Annotated in this window: 11 protein-coding genes and 1 pseudogene; 5 read left to right on the top strand and 7 right to left on the bottom strand. The window is 69.2% G+C overall.

Annotated elements, in window-relative coordinates:
- On the bottom strand, nucleotides 1–813 hold an 813-nt coding region (locus ABZ484_RS21005), incomplete at its 3' end, for an MFS transporter (protein ID WP_358867405.1).
- Between the two features lie 364 nt (nucleotides 814–1,177).
- Here ABZ484_RS21005 and ABZ484_RS21000 point away from each other — a divergent pair.
- Both ABZ484_RS21000 and ABZ484_RS20995 read left to right on the top strand, forming a co-directional pair.
- The gene (locus ABZ484_RS21000; protein WP_358867404.1) at nucleotides 1,178–2,053 is read left to right on the top strand and encodes a helix-turn-helix transcriptional regulator; all 876 of its coding nucleotides are present in this window, start codon (nucleotides 1,178–1,180) and stop codon (nucleotides 2,051–2,053) included.
- A gap of 136 nt (nucleotides 2,054–2,189) precedes the next feature.
- Nucleotides 2,190–2,337 (top strand): annotated as a pseudogene (locus ABZ484_RS20995) (IS5/IS1182 family transposase); the annotation flags it as partial.
- Between the two features lie 30 nt (nucleotides 2,338–2,367).
- On the opposite strand, the gene rph reads toward ABZ484_RS20995, so the two are convergent.
- The 3 genes from rph to ABZ484_RS20980 form a co-directional block, all read right to left on the bottom strand.
- Nucleotides 2,368–4,965 carry a rifamycin-inactivating phosphotransferase gene (gene rph / locus ABZ484_RS20990; protein WP_358867403.1) on the bottom strand — a complete coding sequence of 866 codons (2,598 nt, stop codon included), beginning with the start codon at nucleotides 4,963–4,965 and terminating at the stop codon, nucleotides 2,368–2,370.
- Nucleotides 4,966–5,533: 568 nt separating this feature from the next.
- On the bottom strand, nucleotides 5,534–6,682 hold the full coding sequence (gene solA / locus ABZ484_RS20985) for an N-methyl-L-tryptophan oxidase (protein ID WP_358867402.1): 1,149 nt from the start codon (nucleotides 6,680–6,682) through the stop codon (nucleotides 5,534–5,536).
- A gap of 155 nt (nucleotides 6,683–6,837) precedes the next feature.
- Entirely contained in the window at nucleotides 6,838–7,515 is a 678-nt protein-coding gene (locus ABZ484_RS20980) for a DUF305 domain-containing protein (protein ID WP_358867401.1), read from the bottom strand.
- 216 nt (nucleotides 7,516–7,731) lie between these two features.
- On the opposite strand from ABZ484_RS20980, the gene ABZ484_RS20975 reads away from it, so the two are divergent.
- From ABZ484_RS20975 to ABZ484_RS20965, 3 genes are all read left to right on the top strand, one after another.
- A complete protein-coding gene (locus ABZ484_RS20975) occupies nucleotides 7,732–9,210 on the top strand; it encodes a hypothetical protein (RefSeq protein ID WP_358867400.1) in 1,479 nt (492 codons plus the stop codon).
- A 480-nt stretch (nucleotides 9,211–9,690) separates the two neighbouring features.
- The gene (locus ABZ484_RS20970) at nucleotides 9,691–10,557 is read left to right on the top strand and encodes a S41 family peptidase (protein ID WP_358867399.1); all 867 of its coding nucleotides are present in this window, start codon (nucleotides 9,691–9,693) and stop codon (nucleotides 10,555–10,557) included.
- A 133-nt stretch (nucleotides 10,558–10,690) separates the two neighbouring features.
- Nucleotides 10,691–11,131 (top strand): VOC family protein, encoded by a 441-nt coding sequence (locus ABZ484_RS20965; protein WP_358867398.1) that lies wholly within the window; start codon nucleotides 10,691–10,693, stop codon nucleotides 11,129–11,131.
- Nucleotides 11,132–11,220: 89 nt separating this feature from the next.
- Here ABZ484_RS20965 and ABZ484_RS20960 read toward each other — a convergent pair whose 3' ends face one another.
- The 3 genes from ABZ484_RS20960 to ABZ484_RS20950 form a co-directional block, all read right to left on the bottom strand.
- Nucleotides 11,221–11,601 (bottom strand): hypothetical protein, encoded by a 381-nt coding sequence (locus ABZ484_RS20960; protein ID WP_358867397.1) that lies wholly within the window; start codon nucleotides 11,599–11,601, stop codon nucleotides 11,221–11,223.
- 193 nt (nucleotides 11,602–11,794) lie between these two features.
- Complete coding sequence (locus ABZ484_RS20955; protein ID WP_358867396.1) at nucleotides 11,795–11,965, bottom strand: hypothetical protein; 171 nt, start codon at nucleotides 11,963–11,965, stop codon at nucleotides 11,795–11,797.
- Between the two features lie 149 nt (nucleotides 11,966–12,114).
- A complete protein-coding gene (locus tag ABZ484_RS20950; protein ID WP_358867395.1) occupies nucleotides 12,115–12,780 on the bottom strand; it encodes a nitroreductase in 666 nt (221 codons plus the stop codon).
- Nucleotides 12,781–12,856: the final 76 nt, after the last annotated feature.

Below are 12,856 nucleotides of genomic sequence, written 5' to 3'. Positions count from 1 at the left end.
GGGCCGTGACCAACCCCGGTCGTGGAGGCGTCCCGCCCGCTGCGCTGCGAGTGCCCCGGCCAGCCCGGCCAGGCCGAACAGGCCGATCACGGAGACCGGGTAGGAGAACGGCGCGCCGCTGAGCAGAAACGTCAGCGCGGTCCAGAACATGGTGAACATGGCGAACCCGGTCGCGCCGAGCGCCAGCGTCCAGCGCACGGCCGGCTCACGGCGCGCCACCCTGCCGACGGAGGCGATGAGCGCCGGGTAGGGCATGCGGGTCTTCGGCTCCAGCGGCGGTATGGCCCGGTACAGCAGGACGGCGAACAGAACGGCGAGGACGGCGGCCGCGGCGAAGATGGTGCGCCAGCCGGCGTACTCGGCGACCAGGCCGCTGATGGTGCGCGAGACGAGGATGCCGGTGAGCAGTCCGGAGACCACCGTTCCGACGACGGCGCCGCGGCGCGCGGCGGAGGCGAGGTCTCCGGCGAGCGGGGTCAGCAGCTGACCGGAGACGGTCGTCATGCCCAGCAGGGTGATCACTGCCGTCAGCGCCCAGAAGGAAGGGGCCGCCGCGCATGCGGCGAGTGCGACGGCCGAGCAGAGCGTGATGACGGGGATGAGCCGGCGGCGGTTGAGGACGTCACCGAGTGGCACGATCAGCGCGATTCCGCCGGCGTAGCCGATCTGGGTGGCGGTGACCAGCCATCCGGCCCTAGCCGGGGAGGCGTGCAGATCGTGGGCGATGAAATCGAGCAGGGGCTGGGCCCAGTACAGGTTGCCGACCGCGAGGCCGCCGGCGGAGGCGAACAGCAGGGTCAGCGAGCGGGTCATTCCCGGGGACAGGGCGGTCGGCCGGAGCGCTGAACCGGCGGAAGAGGACACGAGAGGGTCTTTCGTGAGGGAGGGGAGGAGGTCGGGTGTCGTGGGGCGAGGTGCGCGGCGAGCGCGGGCGTACGGCTCCCGCGGTGTCGGCCACGGGGACGGACGTGAGACCACCGGTCGGAGGAACACGTGCATGGTGCGGTCTCCGATTCCTGTGGGTGCCCTGTCGCCGCCCTTCGCCGAAGCGCTGCAGGCCGGGGCCTGCCCAGGGCCATGAACAGGAAATCGGCTTCGGACCGTTTCTGGGAGTCCGTGCTGTGAGGGGTACTGACAGGGACCCCCACCGGGCGCGGCGGCTTCCTACGCTGGACGTATGGACAACCGGGCCGAAGTCAGCGCCTTCCTCAGATCCCGCCGCGGCAAGATCACCCCCGAGCAGGTGGGTCTGCCCTTGTACGGGCGGCGCCGGGTGCCCGGCCTGCGCCGGGGTGAGGTCGCGATGCTGGCCGGGGTGAGCGTCGAGTACTACACGCGTCTGGAACGTGGCAACCTCGGCGGGGTCTCCGAGAGCGTCCTCGACGCGCTCGCCCAGGCGCTACGGCTGGACGACACCGAACGGGCTCACCTCCAAGCCCTGGCCCGCACGGCCCACGCCCACCCCGCCCGCTCGCGACGCCCGGACAAGACCACCGTGCGGCCCGGTGTGCTGCGCATCATCGACGGACTGCACGACCAGCCGGCCTACGTACGCAACAAGCGCTTGGACATCGTGGCGGCCAACCCGCTCGCCCGCGCCCTGCACCACGAGGCGCTCGAGCAGGAGCCCGCCAACACCTGCCGATATGTCTTTCTCGACCCGCGCGCCACCCGGTTCTACCCCGACTGGGAGCGCGTGGCCCGCAACGCGGTGGGAGCGCTCCGGGTCGCGGTCGCGCAGGATCCCTACGACCGTGAGCTGTCGAACCTGATCGGTGAGCTGTCCACCCGAAGTGACGCCTTCCGCATCATGTGGGGCGCCCACGATGTGCACGCCTTCGCCGAGGGAACGAAGCGCTTCCACCATCCGGTGGTCGGCGAGATGGAACTGGTCCACGAGAGTCTGGACCTGCCCGGCGACGGAGCGCTGTCCATCACCGTCTACAGCGCGGATCCCGGCACGCCGGCCGCTGACGCGTTGCAGCTCCTGGCCAGCTGGGCAGCCACCCACAACCAGGACGCGGCCGCCACCCGAGCCGGCACCGAGCGCTGACGTCGGGCCCCGCCCCTCCTCTCCAGGCTCCGCTCCGCGCCGTCGCCGGGTGCCGCGCCCCGGCGGCCTCGATCAAGCGGGAGCGCTCGCGCGGCCTGGTCGTGCAGTACGCGCAGTCGATGCCGGCCGCTGCCCGGTCGTGGCCGTCGGCCTTCCGCTGCCCGGCAGTCGCCAGGACTGCCGGGCTTCATGGAACCGGCGTCGACCGGGCCCGGCGCGGCGCGCCGACCATCGCCGATGGCCGCCGGCAGGGCACGCGTCTGCTCGTCCCGCACCAGGCACGGGGGTGTTGACGGTGCTCTCAGGGTGTGAGGTCAAGAGAGGATCTCGACGTACCCGTCGGTTCCGTGCACGCGGATCCGCTGTCCGTCGCGGATCAGCCGAGTGGCCTGCTCCACACCCACCACGGCAGGCAGGCCGTACTCCCGGGCGATCACCGCGCCATGGGTCATCAGGCCGCCGACCTCCGTCACCAGGCCCGCGATGCCGACGAACAGGGGCGACCAGCTGGGGTCCGTGTAGGCCGTGACCAGGATGTCACCCGCCTGGAGATCGGCCTCCGCGATGTCCAGGATGACGCGGGCCCTCCCCTCCACGGCCCCGGCGGAGACCGGCAAGCCGATCAGGGCACCGGATGGCACGTCGTCACGCCGGTACGTCCCGGTGACGGACTCGCCCTCCGATGTCAGCACCCGGGGAGGCGTGAGCGCCTGATAGGTCCGGAAAGCGTCCTTGCGCTGCCGGATGAGCTGTTCGTCCACCTGGTTCGAGCGCACGACGTCGTGGAACTCCTGGAAGGCGAGGTAGAAGACGTCCTCCTTGTCGGAGAGCACATGGGCCTGCACCAGGCGCTCGGCCTCCTCCAGCAGGGCCTGTTTGTAGACGAAGTAGCGGCTGACGATGCCGTACTTCGGGTACTCCCGGTATCCGATGAAGGTCCGGACGCGGTCGATCATCCGCTTGGCTTCGTCGGCCTTCTGCTCTCCGTCCGGCAGGGCACGCAGGCGTGACAGCACGTCCTGTTCCTTCTTCCGCGCCTCCTGGCGCCCTTGCTCGAAGCGCCGCTCGGCGGCACCCGGCTCGAAGTTCCTGACGTTGTCGAGGATCACGGGTACGAGCGTGGTGGGCCGCTCGCGCCAACGCGGCCTCGTGATGTCGATCTCGCCGACGCAGCGCATGCCGTACCGGTCGAGGTAGCCCTCGATGGCGTCGCGTGCTGCGGTCCCGCCCGGGAGTTTCGCCAGCTCGTCCAGGAAGTCCTCGTCCTCGACGCCCCGCAGGAAGGCAACCACCTCCGGATGCGGGCGGATCACGTCAGCGACGTCGAGCAGCGCCAGGCCCATCTCCGACGTGACGTTGCCGGGGGCGGACAGGGTGAGCGTGTCGGCCGCGTTCTTCTCCCCCAGCCACTCCTGCAACGTGTCGTTGAGCCACCACGTGGCCTCCATCCCCGCCATGATCGCCTGCATGTTCAGCGGGTCACCGAGGACTCGCTTGTGCTCCTCGAAGGCCTCCAGCAGGAAGTCGAACAGTGCCGGTCCGCTCTTCGTCCGGATGTCCCGCTTCAGGGCGGCGATGGACGCCTGGCTGCGCTCGATCAGCTCGGTGACGATGGCCGGATCGGTCTCGATCGAGGCGGAGGCGCGGCCGGTCGGGGGCCCGCCGGGAGCCGCGTCCGGGAGCGACGGGACGAAGTCGCCGCGGGACAGGACGGTCTCCAGCGCGTCCCTGGTCAGCGGATCGGACCTGCCCACGACGTCCAGCAGGCCGGCACGGCTCGCGGGCGAGGCCAGGCGCCGTGTGGCGTCGACGAACAGCCTCCCGCCGGCGACGTGCATCGGTGCCATGGCCGTGAGCTGCCACATGGAGAGGCCCAGAGGCTTCATGGGGTCGGTCATCATCTGCTGATGGCCGACGGAGACGTAGACGTGATTCTCCTGGTCACCTGTCTCGGGGACGGGGAACAGCGTCGTGATCGGCCGGCTCTGAACGATGTGGAAGTCGTCATCGACCATGCACCATTCAATGTCCTGCGGGCGGCCGAAGTACGCCTCGATCTTCCGCCCGAGCTGCACGAGCCGAACGACCTGAGCATGTGTCAGCGCCGGCTGCCGCTGCCGCTGAGCGTCGATCGCCACTGCCCGCGTACCGCCGCCCGGCAGGGCGCGAACGGCGCGCTGCTTCGCAGCGATCGCCTCGACGACGACCTCGCCGTCTCGCACCGTGAAGACGTCCGGGTTCACCAAGCCGGAGACCAGGGCCTCACCGAGGCCGAAGCCGGCGTCCACGGTGGCGACCTTCCGGTTGCCCGTCACGGGGTCGGCCGTGAACAGGATGCCTGCGGCATCCGGGAAGACCATTCGCTGCACGACCACGGCCATGTGGACCGCACGGTGGTCGATGCCGTTCCGCCGGCGATAGGTGACGGCACGCTCGGTGAACAGCGAGGCCCAGCATCGGCTGACGCACTCGAGGACCGCCTTCGGCCCCACGACGTTCAGGTATGTGTCCTGCTGTCCCGCGAAGGAGGCCGTCGGCAGGTCCTCCGCCGTCGCGCTGGACCGGACGGCGTAGGAGGCCTGCTCACCGTTCCGGACGAGCGCGCGCGTGATCTCCGCCGCGAGATCGTGCGGTATGGCGATTTCCTCGATGGTCCGGCGGATCTCCGCGCCGAGTGTCCGGATCGCGTCCCGATCGTCCGGGTTCACGTGCGACAGCTGATCGAGCCGAGCGTCGAGCGACGGCGCTTCCGCCATGATCCGCCGGAAGGCGTCCGTCGTCACGCAAAAGCCCGCCGGCACGCGGAGGCCCGCGATACGCGACAGCCCGCCCAGGTTCGCGGCCTTGCCGCCAACAGCCCCGACCTGCTTGCCGTCAATCTCTTGAAGATCCAACACGTACTGCTCGATCACTGCGATACCTCCGGGGCAGCCGTGCTCCGTCGCACTGCGCCGGCCGATCGATTCACCGGCAGCTCCAGCTGTGTGGAACACCGTGGTGGGCACGTCCTCATCTCTGATCGCCTTCCGACTGACGAGTCGGCCGACCACTCCGCCCGGTCGGGCGCCGCGCACACGCGCGCCTTCGCCCGACCGCCTGCAACCGCAACCGCACTGCTTCTCCCACCGCTGGTTCGACGTCACCGCACCCCCCACGTCGACCACGACACACCTGTCGTGCCCCGTTTCCGCAGGCTGTGGGCTCGGCCGACGATTCTGCGGCAGAACCGGGGCCTTGCCGCAAGCCCCCCGGTGCGCTATAAGTTGAGAGAGGCAGGGAGAGATCTCCTTGCCCTTTTGCTTTTTGGCCTCCGCCTGAAGTGACCGGCTCCACGCGAGCACCCGAAGTGACCGGCTCCACGCCCGGGACACCGACTGGTGGCCGTATTGCCCGGATACGGAGGCGGGCCGGGGTTCCAGCGTCGCCAGAACCAGTGCCTTGGGGCCGGAACGGGCCCTGACCTACCGCCGCCTCCTCCGCCTACCGGGTGAAGCGATCGAACGCGAACGGTGTGAGGTCGAGGGTGGTGGCGCCCTCTGTGGCCAGTTCGGCGAGCGCCTCGCCGATCGCCGCGGAGTGCTTGAAGCCGTGTCCGGAGCAGGGAGAGGCCACGAGAACGCGCTCGCTTCCCGGCAGGCGATCGATGACGAACGCCTCGTCCGGCGTGACGGTGTACATGCACACCTGGGAGCGCGCGGCGCGAGCGGACACCCCGGGCAGCCGGCCGCCGATCATGGTGTGGTGGAAGCGGGCCGCCTCGTCCGCGGCGACGGTGCGATCGAGCCTGTCCGGATCGGGGGTGCGACGTTCGAGCTGTCCCGTGGCCACCTTGATCGTCGCGCCGTCGATGGAGGGGAAGCCGTAGAAGTACTCATCCGCCCGGCTCACCCCCTGCCAGATGAAGGTGGGGAAACGCCCCGGGGAGAAGTCCTGCCCGGAGCCCTCGACGCCGAACCAGTGCAGGACCTGGCGGTAGACGCCGAAGAGCCGGGCAAGACCGGGATCGTCGAGCAGGCCGGCCAGCCACGCTCCGGCACACAGCACGACCTGGTCCGCCGTGTACGTGCCGGCGTCGGTGCGTACGGTCACGCCCGTCGCCGCGGGCTCGACCGCCAGAACGCGTTCCCCACGGTGCAGCCGCGCGCCGTACCGCTCCGCCAGCTCCAGTTGGGCTCGGATCGCGTCCTCAGGGCGGACGAAACCACCGCCGGGCTCCAGCAGGCCCACGCGGGTGTCCTCCACACGGAACTGTGGGAAACGGTCCCGCAGCGCGGCAGCGTCCAGCAGCTCGTATGCGATACCGCAGGCGGCCGCGGCGCGGGCGTGAACGGCGAACGCCCGCGGATCGGCGGCATGGTCAGCCAGGTTCAGTACGCCGCACTCGGTGAGCACCGAGGTGCCGGTCTCCGCCTCGATGCGCCGCCACCACTCGTGCGAGCGCACCGCGAGCGGCGCGTACTCAGCGCCCTCCAGAGTCAACCGGCGGGTGATCCTTGTCTCGCCGTGGCTGGAGCCGAAGGCGTGCGGTGGGCTGTGGCGGTCGATACCCAGCACCTCGGCCCCACGCCGCGCGAGCTGGTGGATCGCGGCGCTGCCCATGGCGCCCAGGCCCACCACGATCACGTCCATATGCGCCCCTACCGCCCGCTTTCCCTACCTGTCGCTCACCATACACATCGGGTCGGGCGGGCCATCGGCGGTGGCCGCTCAGGTTGATCGCAGGGCCCGTGAGGAAGGATCACTGACGGGCCGCCGCATCTTCGGCGGCGCTTCGGATCGCTGTGTCACCGCATCCCGCGCATCCGCTGGATCTCGGCGGACTGCTGGGCGATGACGTCGTCGGCCATCTCCTCGATGCGGATGTTGTTGCCCTTGCCCTTGACGTCCGTGGCCATGGTCAGGGCGCCCTCGTGATGCGTGATCATCAGCCGGAGGAAGAGTGCGTCGAACTTCTCGCCGCGGGCGGCGCGCAGTTCCGTGAGCTGCTCCTCGGTGGCCATCCCCGGCATGGCCCCGTGGTCGTGCTCGTGGCCCGCCTGCTCCCCGGAGCCCGCGTCCTTCAGCCAGCTGCGCATGGCCTCGATCTCCGGCCCCTGTTCGGCGGTGATCCTTTCGGCGAGCCGCTTCACCTTCGCCGACTGCGCCTGGTCCGGGGCCAGTCGGGTCATCTCCAGAGCCTGCTGGTGATGGACGATCATCATCCGCGCGTAGGAGATGTCTGCCGCGTTGGGAGTGTCGTCCTGCTTGCGCCGCCGCTGGGCCTCCTCGGCGGAGAGCACCTCGTTCTTCTCGCCGGGCTTGCCTGGCGCGATCACCGACGGGCCGCCCGCCGGACGGGAGTCGGCATGCGCGGAGCCGTCGCCGGATCCGGAGTCGCAGCCGGTGGCGGCGACGGCGCACACGGAGAAGGCCAGCGGGGTGAGGATGCGGACGATCGCGCGGCGTGCACGGGAGAAGGGCACAACAACCTCCGGGTTCGGATGAGTTGAGGTCGATCAGTCGTGTGGCAGGGCAGGTGGGTTGCTCGCGTCGGACCGTTCCGGCACGCCGATGCACACGACCGGGCAAAGCAATTTCATGGCAGTCTCGTTACCTTCTATTGATATGTGCATGGTGAAGACGATACTTCAGGGGTCGGAGAACCGTTCCCGTTTCAACGGAACATCACGGAGGACGTAGTGACCCTGCGCCATACGACCCGAATACGCCCAAGACGCCTGGGAGTTGCCGCCACCGCGGCCGGACTCCTGGCCGCCCTGCTCACGGCGGTTCCGGCGGCTGCCACCCCCGGACCGGGAGACGGCAAGACCTCGTCCAAGTCGGTGTCCGAGAGCACCGAGGCCGAGGTCAGGGCGGCCATCGCGAGCGAGGAGATCCCCGCACCCGACGAGATCGTCCACTCGGGCAACATCAAGCACGTCGCCCACGTGCCGAAGGCGGGCCTGGCGGACTACAACACCGACCTCGCCTTCCAGGGCAAGTACGCGTTCGCCGGCAACTACGACGGCTTCCGCATCTACGACATCAGCAACCCGAAGAAGCCCAAAACCGTCTCCGAAGTGCTCTGCCCCGGTTCGCAGAACGACGTCTCGGTCGCCGGTGACCTGCTGTTCCTCTCCACCGACTCCTCGCGCAGCGACAGCTCCTGCAACAGCACCACGCAGCCCGCGACCGAGAAGTCCTCGTGGGAGGGCATGAAGGTCTTCGACATCAGCGACAAGGCCAACCCTCGGTACGTCGCCGCCGTCGAAACCGCCTGCGGTTCCCACACGCACTCGCTGGTGCCCACGGCCAAGAACGTCTACATCTACGTCTCCTCGTACTCGCCGCGCGCGACCTTCCCCGACTGCCAGCCGCCGCACGACGGCATCTCGGTCGTCAAGGTCCCGCGCGACGCGCCGGAGAAGGCGGCCGTCGTCGGCTTCCCCGTGCTCTTCCCGGACGGCGGCAACCCGGGTGGCGAGGGCAGCAGCGCCACCACCGGCTGCCACGACATCACCGCCCTGCCCTCCAAGGGCATCGCCGCCGGCGCCTGCATGGGCGACGGCATCCTGATGTCCATCAAGGACCCGGAGCACCCGAAGGTCATCGACCGTGTCGAGGACAACGTCAACTTCGCCTTCTGGCACTCGGCGACCTTCAACCAGACGGCTGACAAGGTCGTCTTCACCGACGAGCTCGGCGGCGGCGGCGCGGCCACCTGCAACGCCGAGATCGGCCCGAACCGGGGCGCCGACGGCATCTACGACATCGTCGGCAGGGGCGAGAACGCCAAGCTGGTCTTCCGCAGCTACTACAAGATCCCGCGTCACCAGGCGGACACCGAGAACTGCGTCGCCCACAACGGCTCGCTGATCCCGGTGAAGGGCAAGGACATCATGGTCCAGGCCTGGTACCAGGGCGGTGTCTCCGTCTGGGACTTCACCGACTCATCGCAGCCGAAGGAGATCGCCTACTTCGAGCGGGGGCCGATCAGCGCCGATCAACTGGTACTCGGCGGTTCGTGGTCGGCGTACTACTACAACGGCTACATCTACTCCAACGACATCGACAAGGGCTTCGACGTCCTGAAGATCTCCGACAAGCGGACCGACCCCGCGAAGAAGATCAAGATGAAGGAGCTCAACGTCCAGACCCAGCCGGACTACTTCGACTGACCATCCTCCCGGCCGGCCCCCGGGGCCGGCCACCGGTCGCGAAGAAGTGACAGACGACTGAAGAAGTGACAGACCAGTGTCGTGTGTGCCGCCGGACGCGTCGGTGTCCGGCGGCACGCCCGGCTCCCGGTCCAGCCCGTTGCCGGGGACTCCCCGCCGGTGCCGATGCTGCGACTCGTAGCGCAGACGCCGTAGACCGCTTTCGGCGGACCAGGTCGTCGCTCCCGGTCGTGGCGCAGGCTCTCGTCCACCTCGGCCACGAAGCCACCGCAGCTGTGAGCTCGTCAGCGGGTGATCGTTGACCCTAGGGTTGCTTACCGTGACGAGAGCATGGGGATGGATGAGGCGGCGACGTTCATGGCGCATGCCGGCCTGTGCGGCACTGGCCGGAGTCGTCCTTGCGGCGACGGGATGCACGAGCGGTGCGCAGGACTCGGCCGGCGACGACATGGCGCCCGAGGCGCGGACGTACTTGTCGCGTTGCGCCGTCACCAGATCGACTGGGCCGATCTGCGGAGCAAAGCGTTCTCCCAGGCTCGCGGAGCGCAAAAGCCCGCGGACACCTACGGGGCGATCGAGTCGGCATTGCAGGCGCTGGGCGACCGGCACAGTACCTTCTGGAAACCGGAGCAGGCCAAGGAGACCCTGAAGGCGTCGATCGCCTCTTTCGAACCTCCGCAGGGCCGCGCCCTGAAGAACGGCATCGGGTACCTCTCGCTGACCGCGGTGGACGGTTCCCAGAAGACGTACGACGCGTACGTACGGCAGGGCCGGGACGCCGCGACGAAGGCGGACGGGGCGGGAGCCTGCGGCTGGGTGGTGGACCTGAGGCGGGAGACCGGTGGCGGCATGTGGCCGGTGCTCGCCGTGGCCGGGCCGATTCTGGGCGACGGCACGGCGGGGATGTTCGTCGATGCGGACGGCAGGAAGTTCGTCTGGTCGATCAAGGACGGTGCCCCGTACCTGGACGGCAAGCCGCAGGCAGGGGGCGCCGGTCGACCCCTGGGCCGAGGCAGGCCGCCGGTCGCCGTGCTGACCGGCCGGCAGACGGCCAGTGCGGGTGAGGCGGTCGTGGTGGCCTTCCGCGGACGTCCGGACACCCGGTTCTTCGGCGAACGGACCCAAGGCGTCCCGACGGGAAACGTGCCGCACCGCCTGTCCGACGGCGCCATGATCATCCTCACGGAAGTCAAGGACGCCGACCGCACGGGCCGCACCTACGAGGCGGCGATTGCGCCGGACGAGGAAGTCGTCAAGGACCCCCGCCCGGCGGCCCGCCACCAAGACGCCGTCCTGGACGCGGCCCAGAACTGGCTGCTCGAGCAGGGCGCCTGCCGACGACGGTGAACTGCTGTCTGGTCACTCCGAAGGCTCGTTGACCGAGAGCCGGACCCTCCGGGGCCGGTCGGCCGTCGGCAGCGGCCGGTTTCCCCGGCTGGTGCGCTACTCCTCAAGCACTCGCTCCCGTAGTGTGCGCGTCATGCGGATGCTCCGTCAGGTGATCGTGTTCGATGCGGCCGACCTCCATACGGAAAGCACGTTCTGGGCCGGCATGCTCAGCGGGTACGTATTCGAGGATGACGATTGGCACAGCGTCATCGACGCTGAAGGAGAGTGGCGGATCGGCGTGCAACTGGCGCCGAACCATGTCCCGCCCGACTGGCCGCATGGGACGACCCTCCAGCAAGTGCATCTCGACCTGCATGTCAACGACCCGCGAGCTGCGCACGAGGAGGCCATCGCCCTGGGTGCCCGGCTCCTTCAGCCGGCGCCTGGTCTTGATGCCGTCGAGGGACACCAGGTGTATGCGGACCCGGCCGGGCACCCGTTCTGCATCGGCTGGGGACATCCCTCCCGAGAGACGCTCGCGGCGTATGTCGCCGACCGCTTGAGACAGACAGAGCCAAGTCAAGGAACCTAGGACCCATCGTTCGGCTCACGTTGTACAAGGCTGCCGGCTGGGACGCCGATCGTGGCGTCCACGGTGGCGCGGAGGACTTCCGCGAGGGCTCACTGGAGCAGTTCGATGTGCGGATGGTCCGGGGACGTCGGGCAGACGTGGAGTTGGAGGTTGCAGCCGCCGACGATGTCGATCAAGGTGAAGTTGCCGGCCCGGGCGCCCAGGGGAGGCGGGGCCGGGCTCGTCGGTTCCTCCTCGGCGATCCAGGTCCCGCTGCCGCCGTCCCATTCCCAGGAGGCGATGGTGAGGAGCGGGACCTGCTCGGTGGTGCACTCGGGGCAGGGGCGGGGCTTGGGGTCGGTGGGGCTCCAGCGGGTCCAGCCGCCGGTCTTCCAGCCGGGAGCGGTGGAGAGGTTGTTCAGGTAGAGCTCGCCCGGGTCGTCCGCGTACGTGTTGTACCGCGCCGGGTCGATCGTCTCCCAGCGGCTCATGTCGTCCAGCTGGTCCCGAAGTTCCCTGTCCAGCTCCGAGGGGTTGGGGTACTCGGTGACCTGCTCCGGTGAGAACAGGCACGAGGCGCCGCCGCTCGGCCGCCGCGGCGCGATCTTGGCGGAGGAGCCGGATGTCGTCCGGGGAGCGGACCACCGACGCCGCGTGCCGGTCGTGCGGCTCGCCGCGGTACGGCTACGGCTCGTCGGCGGGCCACAGGAGCGGCCCGCCGACAGAGCTGTCGTGCACGGTCGGCGAACCGGGCCGCGGGTGCAGCCGGGTCGCCGTGCGCGCCAGCGGAGCCAGCTCAGGAAAGAGGGCCGTCACGTCGACTGGCCGCGGAGGGGTGGTGAATATGGCGTTCACAACGGTGATGCTGCCAGCAGCGTCTGACAATGGGTGTACCGATCCACGTCAGACCCGTCTGGCCGGCCGGGCAGGACGAACACGATCCACTGATCCAAACGAATACTGCCTAGACCAGGGCCTGTCCTGTCGATCTCGGTCGTCAGCGGTCACACGCCGATGAAGCTCACCGTTTCCGTCATGTCCGCCCGTCCTGTCCGCAGCCTTGGTGTGCCCTTCTTCTCGAATCCCACTGAGATGCCGCAGAACAGTACGAGCTCGTCGTCGGCTCCGACTGTTCGGCTGACGGTCTTGCGGTACATGGTCCACATCACCTGGGGGCAGCTGTGCAGCCCTTCCGCCCTCAGCAGCAGCATGACCGTCTGCAAGTACATCCCGGCGTCACCCCACTGTCCGGGCCCCATCGTCCGGTCGAGGTAGCAGAACAGGACGACCGGCGCCCCGAACGCCTCCGAGTTCAGTGCGGCGATCTTCTTGGGCCGCTCAGGATCGTCGCGCTCGATCCCCAGAGCTTCGTACCGTTGGGTGGCCGCGGCGGCGAAGCGGTCCAGATACGGCGAGGTCAGTTCGTCCGGGTACATCGGATACTCCCGCTCGTCACCCGGATCGCCTGCCAGTGCCCGGGCGGTCGTGCGCCTCTTCAGTTCGGCCAAGGGGTCACCGGTCACGACGTACACATGCCACGGCTGGAGGTTGCCGCTGGACGGAGCCCGCGTCGCTGCGGTCAGCACTCGCTCGAGCACCTCCTTGCGTACCGGCTCATCGCTGAACGCCCGCACGGCCCGGCGACTGTCCACGGCCTCATACACGTCCACGTCTTCGCGTCCTCCCCTTCAACGGTCCCTCCACCGTATTCAGTGGTCAGTACCGGGCATCGCCGGGGGCTGGACG

The sequence above is a fragment of the Streptomyces sp. NPDC006393 genome, from assembly GCF_040628575.1.
Lineage (GTDB): Bacteria > Actinomycetota > Actinomycetes > Streptomycetales > Streptomycetaceae > Streptomyces.
Note: the sequence above shows the minus strand (reverse complement) of the source record. Positions and strands in the feature narration are given on the sequence as shown.